The 16397-nt window shown below is 65.8% G+C and carries 11 protein-coding genes; 5 read left to right on the top strand and 6 right to left on the bottom strand.

Features of this window, described 5'->3' with window-relative positions; genetic code table 11:
- The first annotated feature begins 707 nt into the window (after window positions 1-707).
- Window positions 708-3071, top strand: a complete 2364-nt coding sequence (locus tag HDG39_RS12205; RefSeq protein ID WP_184006198.1) for a UvrD-helicase domain-containing protein — start codon at window positions 708-710, stop codon at window positions 3069-3071.
- Window positions 3068-3862 carry a 5'-methylthioadenosine/adenosylhomocysteine nucleosidase gene (locus HDG39_RS12200; RefSeq protein WP_018421182.1) on the top strand — a complete coding sequence of 265 codons (795 nt, stop codon included), beginning with the start codon at window positions 3068-3070 and terminating at the stop codon, window positions 3860-3862. Before HDG39_RS12205 ends, HDG39_RS12200 begins: the two co-directional genes overlap by 4 nt.
- Window positions 3863-3894: 32 nt before the next feature.
- Here HDG39_RS12200 and HDG39_RS12195 read toward each other — a convergent pair whose 3' ends face one another.
- Entirely contained in the window at window positions 3895-5799 is a 1905-nt protein-coding gene (locus HDG39_RS12195; RefSeq protein ID WP_184006197.1) for a propionate--CoA ligase, read from the bottom strand.
- Window positions 5800-6583: 784 nt separating this feature from the next.
- Window positions 6584-7849 (bottom strand): MFS transporter, encoded by a 1266-nt coding sequence (locus HDG39_RS12190; RefSeq protein WP_184006196.1) that lies wholly within the window; start codon window positions 7847-7849, stop codon window positions 6584-6586.
- Between the two features lie 481 nt (window positions 7850-8330).
- Between HDG39_RS12190 and HDG39_RS12185 the strand changes: the two genes are divergently transcribed.
- Window positions 8331-9932, top strand: a complete 1602-nt coding sequence (locus tag HDG39_RS12185) for a methyl-accepting chemotaxis protein (RefSeq protein ID WP_184006195.1) — start codon at window positions 8331-8333, stop codon at window positions 9930-9932.
- A 15-nt stretch (window positions 9933-9947) separates the two neighbouring features.
- On the opposite strand, the gene HDG39_RS12180 is transcribed toward HDG39_RS12185, so the two are convergent.
- From HDG39_RS12180 to HDG39_RS12165, 4 genes are read right to left on the bottom strand one after another with little or no spacing between them, the layout of a single operon-like run.
- Window positions 9948-10841 (bottom strand): efflux RND transporter periplasmic adaptor subunit, encoded by an 894-nt coding sequence (locus HDG39_RS12180; protein ID WP_184006194.1) that lies wholly within the window; start codon window positions 10839-10841, stop codon window positions 9948-9950.
- A gap of 13 nt (window positions 10842-10854) precedes the next feature.
- The gene (locus HDG39_RS12175; protein ID WP_184006193.1) at window positions 10855-11055 is read right to left on the bottom strand and encodes a DUF1656 domain-containing protein; all 201 of its coding nucleotides are present in this window, start codon (window positions 11053-11055) and stop codon (window positions 10855-10857) included.
- On the bottom strand, window positions 11045-13264 hold the full coding sequence (locus tag HDG39_RS12170; protein WP_184006192.1) for an FUSC family protein: 2220 nt from the start codon (window positions 13262-13264) through the stop codon (window positions 11045-11047). Before HDG39_RS12170 ends, HDG39_RS12175 begins: the two co-directional genes overlap by 11 nt.
- A gap of 8 nt (window positions 13265-13272) precedes the next feature.
- On the bottom strand, window positions 13273-14892 hold the full coding sequence (locus HDG39_RS12165; protein ID WP_184006191.1) for an efflux transporter outer membrane subunit: 1620 nt from the start codon (window positions 14890-14892) through the stop codon (window positions 13273-13275).
- A 155-nt stretch (window positions 14893-15047) separates the two neighbouring features.
- On the opposite strand from HDG39_RS12165, the gene HDG39_RS12160 reads away from it, so the two are divergent.
- Both HDG39_RS12160 and HDG39_RS12155 read left to right on the top strand, forming a co-directional pair.
- Window positions 15048-15986: a LysR family transcriptional regulator gene (locus HDG39_RS12160; protein WP_184006190.1), complete on the top strand. Its 939-nt coding sequence runs from the start codon at window positions 15048-15050 to the stop codon at window positions 15984-15986.
- A 224-nt stretch (window positions 15987-16210) separates the two neighbouring features.
- Complete coding sequence (locus HDG39_RS12155) at window positions 16211-16363, top strand: hypothetical protein (protein WP_184006189.1); 153 nt, start codon at window positions 16211-16213, stop codon at window positions 16361-16363.
- Window positions 16364-16397 lie beyond the last annotated feature (34 nt).

Here is a 16397-nt window from a genome sequence, read left to right as displayed (position 1 = left end):
TATGCTTTTTTTGTTGTTCTGGCTTTGTTGGCCTTTCCTTGCTGACTTATCGGTCTATTAGCGTTGCCCCTGTGCGGGGCGGCACCTACTTTCTTTGCTGCTGCAAAGAAAGTAGGCAAAGAAGACAGCTCAAACCGCCAACTCTTAAGCGGGTCCCTCGGTCTGCATGAGGTAGTGGTGCATCTGGAATCCGTGCCCCCGCACATTCGGCGCCAGTGACAAGGCAGTCATTCTTCCGGCGGCGCTACGCGCGCCGAAACCCCGTTCCAAAACCACCGGTTGTTTCGGCGCATCGCCGAGGCGCAGCCGAGGGTCCCCGCTGCGCGGGCAAAACCATTGGGTTCCCTGGCAGACCCGTCCGCGACGCACGTAGTGCGGAGTGGGAGGGATGATGGCTTTGTCACGAACGGGGAATGTGCGGGGGCCCGGATTCCAGATGCACCACTACCGCTTCCAAGCCAGGGGACCCGCTTAAGAGTTTGCGGTTTTAGCTGTCTTCTTTGCCTACTTTCTTTGCAGCAGCAAAGAAAGTAGGTGCCGCCCCGCACAGGGGCAACGCTAATAGACCGATAAGACAACAAGGAAAGGCCAACACCGCCAGAACAACGAAAAAACCCCAACCCATATCCAGAAGAACAAAAAAACCAAAAAAAGCGCTGCCCCCGCCGGGGCATATAATGTCCCCCGAACTGCGCCTCAGCAAAAAAATGCCCGACCTCCTCTCGAATCTAAACCCCGAACAACACGCCGCCGTAACGCTCCCGAATGAGCCCGCCCTGATCCTGGCGGGCGCGGGGAGCGGCAAAACCCGCGTCCTGATCACCCGCATCGCGTGGCTGATTCAGCAAGGCCTCGCGTCCCCCGCGACCGTCCTCGCGGTGACCTTCACGAACAAAGCCGCCCGCGAAATGATGGCGCGCCTCTCGGCGCTATTGCCGATCGACACACGCGGCATGTGGATCGGCACGTTCCACGGCCTGTGCAACCGGATGCTGCGCGCGCATCACCGCGACGCCGGGCTGCCCGCCACGTTCCAGATTCTCGATACCGCGGATCAGCTGTCGGCGATCAAGCGCCTGATGAAGGGCCTCAACATCGACGACGAAAAGTACCCCGCGAAAAATCTCCAGTACTTCATCAACAACGCGAAAGAGCAGGGCCTGCGCCCCAAAGACGTCGACGCCACCGACAACTTCAACCGCAAGTTCGTCGAACTCTACGAAGCCTACGATCAGCAATGCCAGCGCGAAGGCGTCGTCGACTTCCCCGAACTGCTGCTGCGCTGCTACGAACTGCTCGCGCACAATCCGCCGCTGCGCGCGCATTACCAGGCGCGCTTCAGGCACATCCTCGTCGACGAGTTTCAGGACACCAACAAGCTGCAATACGCGTGGCTAAAGCTGCTCGCGGGCCAGCACAACGCAATCTTCGCGGTCGGCGACGACGACCAGTCGATCTACGCGTTCCGCGGCGCGAACGTCGGCAACATGCGCGACTTCGAGCACGAGTTCAACGTGCGCAATCTGATCAAGCTCGAGCAAAACTATCGTTCGCACGGCCATATTCTCGATGCCGCCAACCAGCTGATCGCGAACAACTCGCGACGCCTCGGCAAGAATCTGCGTACCGATGCGGGCCACGGCGAACCGGTGCGCGTCTACGAATCGGCGACCGATTCGCAGGAGGCCGGCTGGATCGTCGAAGAGATCCGCGCGCTGATCAACACCGGCCTGTCGCGCAGCGAAATCGCGGTGCTCTACCGCAGCAACGCGCAGTCGCGCACGATCGAGCACACGCTCGTCAACGCGGGCATCGCGTATCGCGTGTATGGCGGCCTGCGCTTTTTCGAACGTCAGGAAGTCAAGCACGCGCTCGCATACCTGCGCCTGATCGACAACCCGAACGACGACACCGCGTTCGGCCGCGTCGTCAATTTCCCGACTCGCGGCATCGGCGCGCGTTCGATCGAACAGCTCGCCGACGCGGCGCGTCTGTACAACTGCTCGATGGCCGCGGCGATTCCCTACGTCGCCGGCAAGGCCGGCTCGAGCCTCGCCGCTTTCGCGAACCTCGTCGGCAAGATGCGCGCCGACACGCAGCAGATGAGCTTGCCGGAGACCGTCGAGTACGTGGTCCGCGCGAGCGGTCTCGCCGACTTCTATCAGAACGAGCGCGAAGGTCAGGAGCGGCTCGAGAACTTGCAGGAACTCGTCAACGCGGCCGCCGCGTTCGTCAGCGAAGAAGGCTACGGGCTCGATACGCCCGCGCGCTCGATTCCGCTGCGCCCAGGAGCCAGCGCCGCGCCCGAACTCGCGGTCGCGACCGACGATCCGACCACGGTGGTCCTCGACGCACCGGGCATCGCCGATCCGGCGCAAAACCCCGACACGATGACGCCGCTCGCGGGCTTTCTGTCGCACGCATCGCTCGAAGCGGGCGACAACCAGGCGCAGGCCGGCCAGGAAGCGGTGCAGCTGATGACGGTGCACGCGGCAAAGGGGCTCGAATTCACCGCGGTGTTCATCACCGGCCTCGAAGAGGGGCTGTTCCCGCACGAGAACAGCGCAATGGAGGCCGACGGCCTCGAAGAAGAGCGGCGTTTGATGTACGTCGCGATCACGCGCGCGAAGGAGCGGCTGTACCTGTCTTTCGCGCAGAGCCGGATGCTGCACGGCCAGACCCGCTACAACATCCGCTCGCGTTTCTTCGACGAATTGCCGCACGAAACGCTGAAGTGGCTGACGCCGAAGGTCGAGGCGGGCTCGCGCTGGGGCGGCCGCTCGGACAACGCCGGCTACGGGCGCGACTGGTTCGCACGGCCTGGGTACGGCGGCGGTTCGGCGTCGACGGCGGCGGTGACCGCCGCGCCGGCGCCCGCGTTCGCGAACGAGCAACGCGCGGCCGAAGCGGGCTTCCGCGTCGGCCAGCAGGTGTTCCATACGAAGTTCGGCGAAGGCACGATCACCGCACTCGAAGGCAACGGCACCGACGCGAAAGCGCAGGTCCGCTTCAAGCGGCACGGCGAAAAGTGGCTGGCGCTGGCGGTGGCTAAATTGCAGGCGGTCGAATGAGCACGCCCTTGAATCTCAGCCACGATGCGCGGCGGCCGCTCGGCGTTCTGGCCGCGTTGCCGCAGGAACTCGGCGACCTGATCGAAGCGATGCGCGCCGAGTCCGGCGTGCGCACGGTCACGCACGGCCAGCGTGACTACCACGTCGGCACCGTGCACGGCACGCCGTGCGTCGTCACGCTCGCGCGCGTCGGCAAGGTCGCGGCGGCCGCGACGGTCAGCGCGCTGATCCACGCGTTCGATGTCGAGGCGATCGTGTTCACCGGTGTCGCGGGCGGTGTCGGCGGCGACGTGCATGTCGGCGACATCGTCGTTGCGAGCGCGCTGATGCAGCACGATGTCGACGCGTCGCCGCTTTTTCCGCGCTTCGAGGTGCCGCTGCTCGGCATGTCGCGCTTCACCACCGATGCGGCGCTCGCCGACCGTCTAACCGCCGCATGCGAGCAGTTCGTCGCCGAGGAAGGCGCGGCCTGCGCGGCGCGCTTCGGCACGCGCGCGCCGCGCGTGCATCGCGGCTTGATCGTCAGCGGCGATCAGTTCGTCGCGAGCGCGGCGGCCGTCGCGGCGTTGCGCGACGCGCTGCCCGACGCGCTCGCGGTCGAGATGGAAGGCGCGGCGATCGCGCAGGTCTGTTACGAGTACGGCGTGCCGTGCGCGGTCGTGCGCACGATCTCCGATACCGCCGACGACCACGCGCCCGGATCGTTCATGTCGTTCCTGACCGGGATCGCGGGCACGTATTCGAACGCGATTCTCGCGCGCTTTCTCGGCACGCGGGACACCGCGGGCTGAGCGCCCGCTTGTTCGTCCGCTGATCGGCCCGCTTATTTCTTCCTGCCGTCGCCGAGCGCGTCGCGCACCTGCTGCAGCGCGGCCGGATCTTCGATCGTCGGCAAATCGCCCGGCTCGCGCCCTTCGGCGAGCGCCGCGATAGCGCGGCGCAATAGCTTGCCGGAGCGCGTCTTCGGCAGCATCGATACCATCACCACGCGCGCGGGCCGCGCAATCGAGCCGAGATGGCGGTCGACCGTCATCGCCAGCTCGGCTTCGAGCCGCGCGCGCTCGCTCGGGTCGCCTTCTCCATGCACGCCGCGCAGCACGACGAAGGCCATGGCCGCCTGACCCTTGACCGGATCGGTCACACCGACCACCGCGACTTCCGCGACAGCCGCATGGCTCGACAGCGCCTCCTCGATCTCGCGCGTGCCGAGGCGATGGCCCGCGACGTTGATGACGTCGTCGGTGCGGCCGAGGATCGTCACGTAGCCGTCCTCGTCCTGCACGCCCCAGTCGAACGTCGAATAGACCTGCTGGTTCGGCACGCTCGACCAGTAGGTGCCGACGAAGCGCCTGTCGTCGCCCCATACCGTCGACATGCAGCCCGGCGGCAGCGGATAGTCGAGCGTCAGCACGCCTTTCTCGCCGGGCGCGCAGGGCGCGCCGGTCAGCTCGTCGCGCACGGTCAGGCTATAACCGATCGAGGGCACGCCCGGCGAACCGAGCTTGGTCGGCAGTGCCTCGATGCCGCGCGGAATCGCGAGCATCGGCCAGCCGGTTTCCGTCTGCCAGTAGTTGTCGATCACCGGCTTGTTCAACGCGTTGGAGATCCATTCGGCGGTCGGTTCGTCGAGTGGTTCGCCGGCGAGAAACAGCGTGCGCAGGCTCGACAGATCGGCCGCCTTCATCAGCGCCGGGTCCTGCTTCTTCAGCACGCGTATCGCGGTCGGCGCGGTGAACATCAGGTTGATCTTGTGCTGTTCGACGAGCCGCCACCAGATGCCGCCGTCCGGGCGAATCGGCGTGCCTTCGTACATCACGGTGGTCAGCCCCGCGATCAGCGGCGCGTACACGATGTAGCTGTGGCCGACCACCCAGCCGACGTCGGACGCGGTGAACATGGTGTCGCCGGGCTTGCCCTCGAAGATGTACTCCATCGATGCCGCGAGCGCGACCGCATAGCCGCCGACATCGCGCTGCACGCCCTTCGGTTTGCCGGTCGTGCCCGACGTGTACAGCACGTACGACGGCTCGTTCGATTCGAGCCATTCGCACGGGACGTGGGCGTCGAAGAACTGTTCGCGCAGCGGCTCGTAGGCGACGAGGTAGGGTGCGTTCAGTCGGGCGGGCGCGAGTTGCCGGTCGATCAGCAGCACATGCGGTGTCTTGTGCATGGCGCGCGCGAGCGCTTCGTCGACGAGCGGCGTGTAGTCGACCACCTTGCCGCCGCGTGCGCCGGCGTCGGCAGTGACAATCAGCACGGGCTTCGCGTCGTCGATACGCGTGGCGAGGTTCGGCGCCGCGAAGCCGCCGAACACGACCGAGTGGATCGCGCCGAGCCGCGCGCACGCGAGCATCGCGAAGAGCGCCTCGGGGATCATCGGCAGATAGATCAGCACGACGTCGCCGCGCTTCACGCCGAGCGAGCGCATGACGGCGGCCATCCGGTTGATTTCGGCGTACAGATCGGCATACGTGTAGTGCCGCTCGATGCCGGTTTCGGTCGATACGTAGACGAGCGCGTTTTGCTGCGCGCGTTCGGCCAGATGCCGGTCGACCGCGTTATGGCAGAGGTTCGTGCGACCGCCGACGAACCAGCGCGCGAACGGCGGCTTCGAGCGGTCGAGCACGGTGCCGAATGGCGTGTGCCAGTGAATGCGCCGGGCTTCTTCGCGCCAGAAGGCTTCGGGGTGGTCGATCGAGCGGCGGTGGAAATCGCGGTAGCGGGTCATCGGCGGCGATCCTCGTGCGGCGGGAGTGGACGGGGTTGGATGAAACGGAATCGCAAATTGCGCGCCCGGTGCGGCGCTGGTTATGCGCACAAGCATAGCCACGGGCGGGAGGAGGGGCAAGCGGGTTCGCCGTAAGGGCGAAGGGCGACAGAAGGAAGTCGTTGTTCTGGCTTGGTTGGCCTTTCCTTGCTTTGTTATCGGTCTATTAGCGTTGCCCCTGTGCGGGGCGGCACCTACTTTCTTTGCTGCTGCAAAGAAAGTAGGCAAAGAAGACAGCTAAAACCGCCAGCCCATAAGCGGGTCCCCTGGCTTGGAAGGGGTAGTGGTGCATCTGGAATCCGGGCCCCCGCACATTCCCCGTTCGTGACAAGGCCGTCATCCCTCCCGCTCCGCACTACGTGCGTCGCGGACGGGTCTGCCTGGCAAACCAATGGTTTTGCCCGCGCAGCGGGAACCCTCGGCTGCGCCTCGGCGATGCGCCGAAACAACCGGTGGTTTTGGAACGGGGTTTCGGCGCGCGTAGCGCCGCCGGAAGAATGACTGCCTTGTCACAAGCGCGGAATGTGCGAGGGCACGGATTCCAGATGCACCACTGCCTGATGCAGACCGAGGGACCCGCTTAAGAGTTGGCGGTTTGAGCTGTCTTCTTTGCCTACTTTCTTTGCAGCAGCAAAGAAAGTAGGTGCCGCCCCGCACAGGGGCAACGCCAATAGACCGACAAGCCAGCAAGGAAAGGCCAACACCGCACGATAAGGAAAAAAGCCCCCAACCCCGCGGCACGCGCTCACCCTTTAACCCGCTTCCCCTCAACATCCGGCAACAACACAGTCAGCACCCCAATCAACGGCAAAAACGAACAAACCTTATAAACAAACGCAATACTGGTAGCGTCGGCGAGTTCCCCAAGCACTGCGGCGCCCACGCCGCCAAGCCCAAAGGCAAAACCAAAGAACAACCCAGCCACCATCCCGACCTTCCCAGGGATCAACTCCTGCGCATAAACAAGAATCGCCGAGAACGCCGAGGCGAGCACCACCCCAATAACAACCGTCAGCACACCAGTCCAGAACAGATTCGCATACGGCAACAGCAGCGTAAAAGGTGCGACGCCGAGAATCGACACCCAGATCACGTACTTGCGCCCGATCTTGTCGCCGATCGGCCCGCCGATCACCGTACCCGCCGCGACCGCCGCGAGGAACACGAACAGATGGATCTGCGCGGCCTGCACCGACAGATGGAACCTGTCGATCAGATAGAACGTGAAATAGCTATTGATGCTGGCGAGATAGAAGTACTTGGAGAACACCAGCAACACCAGCACGCTCATCGCCAGGATGATCTTGTTACGCGGCAGCGTCACATGCGCGCCCTGGCCGCGCGCCTTCCTGACCGACGGATGACGCTTGTACCAGCGGCCGATCTGCGTGAGCACGACGATCGCGACGAGCGCCGCCGCCGAGAACCACGCGATGCTGCGTTGCCCGTGCGGAATCACGATCAGCGCGGCGAGCAGCGGCCCGAGCGACGAACCCGCATTGCCGCCGACCTGGAACAACGACTGCGCGAGACCGTGACGGCCACCCGAGGCCATCCGCGCGACCCGCGACGATTCCGGATGGAACACCGACGACCCGCAGCCGACCAGCGCCGCGGCGACCAGCAGCACGCCGAAGTTCGGCGCGACCGACATCAGCAGCAGCCCGGTCAGCGTGAAGCCCATGCCGACCGGCAGCGAGTACGGCTTCGGATGTTTGTCGGTATAGCTGCCGACGAGCGGCTGCAGCAGCGACGCGGTGATCTGGTAGGTCAGCGTGATCAGACCGATCTGCCCGAACGACAACGAGAAGTTGTCCTTGAACATCGGGTAGATGGCGAGGATCAGCGACTGGATCATGTCGTTGAGCAAGTGCGAAAAGCTGATCGCACCGAGCACGGAATACACCGTGCGCTGGACCTTGGCGGCCGCCGGAGCGGCGGCGGCCGGGGACGCGCTCGCCCCCGTGGCGGATGCGCCGGCAAGGGCGTTTTTATCGAGGCTCGTTTCCATACGCTAGAAAAAGATCGGGGAAAACGGTGGAATGAAAAATCGGCACCGAAAACCGGTGCGGGCAGCACACGCCTGCGAGGCGCGTTCCGCGAAGCACTGCGGCGTTTCGTCGCGGCAACCGGCGTTTTGAATATTTAGCCGAAGTTTAATGTGGCCGGAGCGAATTGTAAGGACAAGTTTTGTCGCGAATCGGACAAGGGGGCGGATGACTTTTCATTCGGCACTGAAGGATGAATCGTCAGCCCTGACCTGAAGAAACTTCTTTTGGCGAGTTTTTGGCCACGGTATAAAGCGCTCGCGATTGCGCGGCTCACGAAGCAGCGCGTCGAACATGGAACCGGGAATGGCAAGCGGCGCACGACCCGCCGCGGCTTGCGCAAGCGAAATTCAAGATCGCGGGACGGTCTGCCGTAGACCCGGAGAGATAAGTGGTGATGCCGGAACCGACCTTCCGGCGCGTCGACATGTGGGGACGGAGACTATGGATGCAGTGGCACACAGCGCAGCGGCAACGAAGTTCAAGGGCCTGTCGGTCAAGGCGACGCTACGGATTGCGTTTGCGATTCTGCTCGCCGGCACGCTGCTGATCGGCGTGTTTTCGCTGCTGCAGATCGGCCGGCTGAACGCGTCCACGCAATCGATCTACGACCAGGGCCACGTCGCGAGCCGCGCCGCCGAGGAAGCGCGCGGCCACATGCTGCGCGCGAGCCGCGCGCAAAAGATGCTGCTAACCGCGACCACCGCGAAGGAGCGCGACGAACTCGGGGCCGATATCGAGCGCGGCCTCGCGGGTCTCGACGAGCAACTGCGCACGCTCCAGCAGTACGTCGATAAGTCGGACGCGAAGGCGGTCGGCGCGCAGAAGGCATTCGCCGCGGCGGTCGCGGCATGGAGCGGTCATCTGCGCGACTTCGTCACGCTCGTGAAAGCGCAGCCGCTCGATCTGTCGCAGATGAACTGGCAGGTCGGCACGCAGGACGTGTCGCTGCTCGTCGAAACCGGCAAGCTCGAAAAGCTCGTCGACGAACTCGTCGCGCAGCGCGGCACCGCCGCGAAGGCGACGATCGACGCGTCCGGCTTCATCTATCACTCGTCGTTCGTGATGATCGCGGCGATGACGCTCGCACTGATCGTGCTCGCGGTCGGCATCGCCGCGTGGGTCGTGCGGCGGCTCACCGCGCAGCTCGGCGGCGAGCCCGCGTACGCGAAGGAGATCGCGCGCCGCATCGCCGCGGGCGATCTGTCGAACCGCATCGTGCTCGGCGGCAAGGACCGTGCGAGCATGCTGTTCGCGCTGTCCGACATGCAAAGCGGACTCGCGACGACGGTTGCCGACATCGCGTCGAGCGCCGATGCGATCGCGACCGCGTCCGGGCAGATTTCGATGGGCAATCTCGATCTGTCGCAGCGTACCGAGCAGCAGGCGCTCGCGCTCGAGCGCACCGCGAGCAGCATGGAGCAGCTGACCTCGACGGTGCGTCAGAACGCCGACAACGCAAAGCAGGCGAGCACGCTCGCGAACAACGCGTCGGCGATCGCCGAGCAGGGCGGCGCAGTCGTGAGCCGCGTGGTCGCGACGATGAACGACATCAACGACAGCGCGCGCAGCATCGGCGACATCATCGGCGTGATCGAGGGGATCGCGTTCCAGACCAACATCCTCGCGTTGAACGCGGCCGTCGAGGCGGCGCGCGCGGGCGAGGAGGGGCGCGGCTTTTCGGTCGTCGCGGCGGAAGTGCGCAACCTCGCGCAACGCAGCGCGGCGGCCGCGAAGGAGATCAAGGGCTTGATCCAGACTTCGGTCGAGCGCGTCGGCAACGGCTCGACGCTCGCCGCGGACGCCGGTCAGACGATGGACGAAGTCGTCAAGGCCGTGAAGCGCGTGACCGACATCATGGGCGAGATTTCGGCGGCGTCGTCCGAGCAGAGCGCCGGTATCGAGGCGATCAATCTCGCGGTCACGCAGATGGACTCGGGCACGCAGCAGAACGCCGCGCTGGTGGAGGAGGCCACCGCCGCGGCCCGCTCGCTCGACGATCAGGCACGCGGGCTGAAGGCGATGGTGGGGCAGTTCAGGCTATAAAAGGCGGCGCGGGCGTCAGCTCGCGTTGGCCAACGAGGAGCCGGAGCCCGTCCCCGGCCGCACGACCACCGTGCAGGTCGTGCCCGCCGCCAGCATCACGTCGGGCGGCACCGAGTCGATCTGCACGCGCACCGGCACGCGCTGCGCGAGGCGCACCCAGTTGAAGGTCGGATTCACGTCCGCGAGCAGCTCGTGGCTTTGCGGATTGTCGCGGTCGTAGATGCCGCGCGAGATGCTCTCCACATGGCCTTGCAGCGTGCCGCCGCTCATCAGCCGCACTTCGGCCCGATCGCCGACGCGCACGTGCGGCAGCTTGGTTTCCTCGAAGTAGCCATACACCCAGAACGAGTGACTGTCGACGATCGCGAGCTTCGCGGCGCCGGCAGTCGCATAGTCGCCGCGGAACACGGACAGGTTCGTCACGTAACCGTCGACCGGCGACACCACGCGCGTGCGCTCGAGGTTCAGCTTCGCGGCGTCGAGCGCGGCGAGTGCCTGCTGATAGGCGGCATCGGCGGCGGACGCGGTGTGCGTCGCGTTTTCGCGGCTTTCCTTCGACACCACCTGCGAATCCATGTCGGCGCGCCGTTGCGCGTCGTCGCGCTTCATCTGCAACTCGGCCTTGCGCGCGGCAACGGCGGCCTGCGCCTGCTCGACCGCGATCTGGTAATGCGACGGATCGATCTGCATCAGCAGGTCGCCCTTCTTCACGAACTGGTTGTCCTTGACCGGCAGATCGACGATCGCGCCCGACACGTCGGGCGCGACGTTGACGATCTCGGCGCGCACGCGGCCGTCGCGGGTCCACGGTTCGTCCATGTAATGGACCCACAGCACGCGGCCAATCACGATCGCGACGATGAAAATGACGGCTGTCGCGATGAAGCCCACAAGATTTCGGATGGTCATGTTTCGACTCTGATCAACGATAAACGGCGAGGCCGAGAAGGCCGCACACGGACACGAGCAAGCTGGCCCGGAACAGGGAGGGGTGCCACACCACGCGATAGAGGCCCGTATAGGCGATCAAGCGGTCGACGAGCCAGGTCAGCGCGGCGCCCGCGATGAACAGCAGCACAATGGCCGGCACATAGGCATCGAGCACGGCGATATCACGCGGCATGAGGAACTCCTTCTTCTTCTGATGCGTCCGCGCGCGCGCCGATCGCCGAGGCAAGCGGCGACTGCGGATCGAGCAGCGCGGTACGGATGAAATGCAGTTGACTGAGGATGCGCAACAGCTGATGGCGTTCTTCACGCGATGGCGTGAAGCCTGCCATCAGCTGCTGCACTTGCGCGATCGCATCGGCGGTCGCCGCGAGCGCGCGCGCGAAGTGCTGCTGCCGCGGCCGCTCGAACAGCGCCGCGAGCGCATCGCGCAGCGCGCGCAGCGCGACGCGCCACGGTGCCGCTTTGTGGTAGCGCGGCTCGTTGGGCAGCGTCGCGATTTCGCGGCGCAGGTCGATCACCGCGTTGCCGACCTCCAACACCGAAAACAGCCAGCGCAGCGTGTCGCGCTTCGTTTCGGGCTCGTTCTGCGACAGCGCGTCGATCTGGAACATCAGATCGCGCGCGCCGCTTTCGAAACGCGAGCGCACGCGTGCCAGACCCGCGCGGCCGGCCAGCAGCACCTGGCGGCGCAGGTCGACGAGCAGGCGGTTGCGCAGCCACGGCGTCGACGGCGGCAGCAGCACCGCGAACGCGATCGACGACACCAGCATCGACAGGACCAGCGCGAGCGCGTCGTTCATGAACGCGCTCGGGTCGTAGTGAATCACGTTGTCTGGGCCGGCGAGGAAGCAGAAGAAGATGCAGTAGCCGACGCCGTAGCCCGCGAGCGTCGGACGCGTGGTCATCAACACGCCGAGCAGCAGGAACGGCGTGAGCGCGACGCACAGCAGCACGAAGCCGTCGATGTGCGGATACACGCCGAACACCGCGATCATGCCCATCAGCGTCGCGAGCACCGTGCCGCCGGCCATCTTGAACGCGGTGCGCTTCGGATCCGGCGAGGCCGACGCGAGCGCGCACACGGTCGCTGCGACCAGCGTCAACGTCGAGCCGCTCGGCCAAGCGGTGGCGATCCAGAACGCCCCGAGCACCATCATCACGATGGCCGCGCGCAGGCCCGCGACGCCGGCCGCGATCGCGTTGGTTTTCGGCTCGTAGCGCTCGATCCAGCGTTCGCGCGCGTGCTTGTCGACGGCGAGCGACGCGTAGGTCGCCGCGTACGCGTGCAGGTCGTCGATGAAGCGGTACAGCAGCTCGGCGCCCGTGTCGAAATCGAGCAACGGCGCGTCGGGGTGTGTTTCGAGCTCGTCGCGCGTCGCGCGCACGCGTTTGGGCAACTCGCTCCTGTAGGTGTCGAGCTGGGCCGCGGCGTGCGCGGCGTCGGCCGCGCTCAGCACCGGCTCGCCCGACTTCGCGAGCAACGGCGCGATCTCCTTGAAGTACGGTTCGAGCGCGGCGATCGCGATCGCCGCGCCGTGCGTGCCGCTGTCGCGCAGACGGTTCATCAGCTGATGCAGCGCGTGAAAGCGCGTCGACGCGGTCATGAACTCGCTGTTCAGACGCGCGAGGCGCCCGCCGCGCATCCGCGAATCGGGGCCTTCGAACACGGCGATGCTGCGCGCGGCCTCGAAGCCGACGATGTCGGCGACGAAGCGTGCATTGGTCGCCTCGATCTGCGCGCGGTCGTTGCGCCCGGCAAGCGACGCCGACACGTACTCGACGAACGCCGAGAAGCGCGCGCGCACGGTGCCGCGCATCTGCAGGCCGGCGAACTGCGGAAACACGAGGCCGCTGACCGCGCCCGCGCAGATGATGCCGATCACCACTTCCGCAACCCGCGTGAGCGCGCTCAGGAACGCGCCGTCCGGATGCTGCGAAGCGGGGATGCCGATCAGCGCGGCCGTATAGCCCGCCAGCACGAAGCCGTACGAACGGAAGTTGCGATTGCGCGCGGCGCCGGCGGTGCAGATGCCGACCCAGATCGCGGTCGTGACGAGGAACAGCTCCGGCTGCTGTGCGAACAGTCCGATCAGCGCGAGCATCACGACGAGACCGACCAGCGTGCCGCAGATCCGATAGAAGCTCTTCGCGAACACTGCGCCGCTTTGCGGCTGCATCACGATGAACACGGTGGTCATCGCGGTGCGCGGCTGCGGCAGATCGAGCTTCATCGCGATGCCGAGCGCGAGGAAGCACGCGGCGAGCGACTTGAACAGATAGATCCATACGAGGCCGTCGGTGCGCGCCCAGTGGGCGGCGGCTTCGTAGAGCGCGGCGAACGAGGCGGGGCGCGCGCTCGACGGGGAGGGCGAGGAGGACATGGTCTTCCTTAGTCGGACGCGCGCGCGTTCGGGGCGTGCGAGGCGGTGGTGATGGCCGCGTTGGTCTTTGCGTTGGCGTTGGCATCCGCATCCGCTGTTGCCGTGTCGCTACTCACCGCGCCGCTCTTGCTCTCGCCGCTGCCCTTGCCATGCGCCGGCAACGTTTCGTTATCCCGCGGACCGTTGGCCGGATCGTCGAGACCGCCGCCGAGCGCCGTCATCAACGACGCATGCGCGCCGAGCCGCTCGGCCTGCACTTTGGCGACGCCTTCCTGGGCGCGCAGCAACTGGTTTTGTGCGACCAGCACGTTCAGATAGTCGGTCAAGCCGCGCCGGTAGCCTTCGCGCGACAGCTCGTAGTTCCTGCGCGCGGCGGCGACCGAGCGCTCGGCGTCGTCGGCCTGGGTGGTCAGCGAACGGATGCGGATCACCTGGTCGGAGATGTCCTTCAGCGCGCCTACGATCGACTGGTTGTAGCGCTCGACGGCCTCGTCGTAGCCCGCCGACGCCGCGCCGAGCTGCGAGCGCAGCCGGCCGCCGTCGAAGATCGGCAGCGTCAGCGCGGGACCCACGCTCCAGCTATGCGACGGACTCTTCAGGAACTGGAACAGCGGCCCCATCGCCGCATAGCCTCCGATCGACGCGAGCAGGTTGATGTCCGGATAGAACCCGGCCTTGGCGACGTCGATGCCGCGCGCCTGCGCGGCGACCGTCCAGCGTGCCGCGACCACGTCCGGCCGGTGGCCGATCAGATCCGCGGGCAGCGCGGCCGGCAGGCCGGCGGGCGCGGCGAGCGACAGCGTCGGGCGCTGGATCGCGTCGCCGGCGCCCGGACCCTTGCCCGCGAGCGCGGCCAACTGATTGCGGCCGAGCGCGATCTTCTCGTCGATCGCTTCGATCTGGCGCTCGTACTCGGGCATCGGCGTCTCGGCCTGGCTCACTTCGAGCTGCGTGCCGATGCCGCCCTTCAGGCGCCGGTTCGCGAGGTCGACGATGTGCTGCTGTTGCTGCAGCGTGGACTTCGCGATGTCGAGCAACGCGTAGTTCAGCGACATCTCGATATAGGTGCGCACGACGTTCGCCTGCAGTTCGAGCTGCGCGGCGCGCGCATCGGCGGCGCTGGCGTGCGCGAGGTCGAGCGCGCGCTCTGCGGCGTTCTTGTCCTTGCCCCAGAAGTCGAGGTGATACGCGAGGCCGAGCGTGCCGGTGTTGTTCCACGACTGCTCGCCGGCGAGCGGACCCGGACCGTAGAACACGTTGTCGGCCCACTGCTGGCGCTGGATCGACAGGCTGCCGTTGACTTGCGGCGCGAGCGCCGCGCGCGCGACGCCGGCCATCGACGCCGCCTCACGCACGCGCGCCTGGGCGACCGCGAGACTGGGATTGCCGGCTTGCGCGTCCGCGATCCACCGGTCCAGCTGCGGATCGTTATAAGCGCGCCACCAGTCGGCGGCGGGCCACTGCGCATCGGCGTTGGCGGCGCGGATTGCGTTGCCCGCATCGAGCGACGCAGGATTGATCGTGTGCGTTTGCGGCGCGACGCCTCCGGTACTTGCGCATCCGGCGATTGTTAATAGGATCGTAAGAACCGCGACTGCGGCGATCCCTTTGGGTACCGGAGACTGCACGATTTCCTCCAAATTTGACTATAGAAGCTTGTGCGCAATTATATTTTTCGATCGATTGCGGAATAACCGGTAAAGATGCAAGGCATTTTTGCCAGAGATGAGATAATCGCCATTGCTGATCGTGTAACAATCGCTGCCGATTTCTGAGGATAGGTATGGACACGCTTCAAAACATGCGCGTTTTCGTCCGCGTCGTCGAAGCGGGCAGCTTCACGGGCGCCGCGCAGCATCTGAATACGACGACGGCCTACGCGTCGCGCGCGGTTTCGGATCTGGAAGCGCATCTGCGCACACGGCTTTTGAACCGGACCACGCGCCGCATTGCGCTGACCGAAGCTGGCGAGCGCTATCTGCAGCGCTGCGAGCAGATTCTCGCGTACGTGGATCAGGCGGAGGCCGAGGCGAGCGACGCGCACGCGCGTCCGTCCGGCAAGCTCAAGGTTCACGCGATGACGAGCTTCGGCCAGCACTACGTGGTGCCGGCCGTGGGCCGTTATCAGCAGCGCTACCCGGACGTGCATATCGAACTGACGCTCGCGCAGCGCATGCCCGATCTGCTCGACGAAGGCTTCGACGTGTCGCTGACGCTCGCGACCGGCCTGCCGGATTCGGGGCTCGTGTCGCAGCGCCTTGGCAGCGCGTTCAGCATCGCGTGCGCGTCGCCGGCGTACCTCGAACGGCGCGGCGTGCCGCAAACGCCTGCGGACCTCGCGCAGCACGCCTGCCTGCAGATGGTGACGCCGGTGAATCCGCCGGACAAATGGACCTTCGACGGCCCGCACGGCGAGGAAACCGTCTCGCTCGGCGCGGCGACGTTTCAGGTGAACGTGGCCGAGGCGATGGTCGTGGCCGTCGCCCAGGGCATGGGCGTAGCGCTGATTCCGATCTACTCGGCGATCAGCCGTTTGCGCAGCGGCGAACTGGTGTGGCTGATGCCCGAGTACACGTCGCAGCAGATGAATCTGTATGCGCTGTATCCGTCGCGGCAGTATCTCGATGCGAAGATCCGCACGTGGGTCGAATTCCTGCGCGACGAGTTGCCTTCGACGCTGGCGGCGGATCAGGAGGAGTTGCGGCAGTTCGTGCGGACCTGAACGGTCTGCTCGTCATGCATTGACGTTCGAGCGACACGCGGAGTGCGGCACGCGGAGTGGGCACGCGGCGTGACAGCTGTTACACACGCGCCGCGTCGCAACATTTCTTTACTTCTCCCGCGCAGCCGATTTGTTAACGTGTCGTTCACGCGTCGTCGCTCTGGCCGGACGCGCTGGATTCGCCGCCGTTCGGCGCCTCGTAACCACTGAAGGACGACACATCCATGGATACGCACCTGATGATCGGCTTGGCCGTCATGTTTGGACTGATCGGCGTCGCCGCGTCGCGCGATCTGCTGCGCCGCATGCGCGAACAGCAGCCGCAGCTCGTGCCGGTCGAGGTCGAGTCACAGGATGCGCAGCGGCGCGAGCGGTGAGCGGCGGCGGGTTGATCCGATGCAAGAGGCCCGC

The sequence above is a fragment of the Paraburkholderia lebeckiae genome, from assembly GCF_014201005.1.
In the GTDB taxonomy this organism is placed as follows: domain Bacteria; phylum Pseudomonadota; class Gammaproteobacteria; order Burkholderiales; family Burkholderiaceae; genus Paraburkholderia; species Paraburkholderia tuberum.
The sequence above is the reverse complement of the archived record's forward strand: the minus strand, read 5'-3'. Positions and strand labels throughout refer to the sequence as shown.

Bases quoted from the DNA above. Each gene is read 5' to 3' on its own strand.
- HDG39_RS12205 (WP_184006198.1), top strand. From the start codon at position 708: ATGCCCGACCTCCTCTCGAATCTAAACCCCGAACAACACGCCGCCGTA.
- HDG39_RS12200 (WP_018421182.1), top strand. From the start codon at position 3,068: ATGAGCACGCCCTTGAATCTCAGCCACGATGCGCGGCGGCCGCTCGGC.
- HDG39_RS12195 (WP_184006197.1), bottom strand. From the start codon at position 5,799: ATGACCCGCTACCGCGATTTCCACCGCCGCTCGATCGACCACCCCGAA.
- HDG39_RS12190 (WP_184006196.1), bottom strand. From the start codon at position 7,849: ATGGAAACGAGCCTCGATAAAAACGCCCTTGCCGGCGCATCCGCCACG.
- HDG39_RS12185 (WP_184006195.1), top strand. From the start codon at position 8,331: ATGGATGCAGTGGCACACAGCGCAGCGGCAACGAAGTTCAAGGGCCTG.
- HDG39_RS12180 (WP_184006194.1), bottom strand. From the start codon at position 10,841: ATGACCATCCGAAATCTTGTGGGCTTCATCGCGACAGCCGTCATTTTC.
- HDG39_RS12175 (WP_184006193.1), bottom strand. From the start codon at position 11,055: ATGCCGCGTGATATCGCCGTGCTCGATGCCTATGTGCCGGCCATTGTG.
- HDG39_RS12170 (WP_184006192.1), bottom strand. From the start codon at position 13,264: ATGTCCTCCTCGCCCTCCCCGTCGAGCGCGCGCCCCGCCTCGTTCGCC.
- HDG39_RS12160 (WP_184006190.1), top strand. From the start codon at position 15,048: ATGGACACGCTTCAAAACATGCGCGTTTTCGTCCGCGTCGTCGAAGCG.
- HDG39_RS12155 (WP_184006189.1), top strand. From the start codon at position 16,211: ATGGATACGCACCTGATGATCGGCTTGGCCGTCATGTTTGGACTGATC.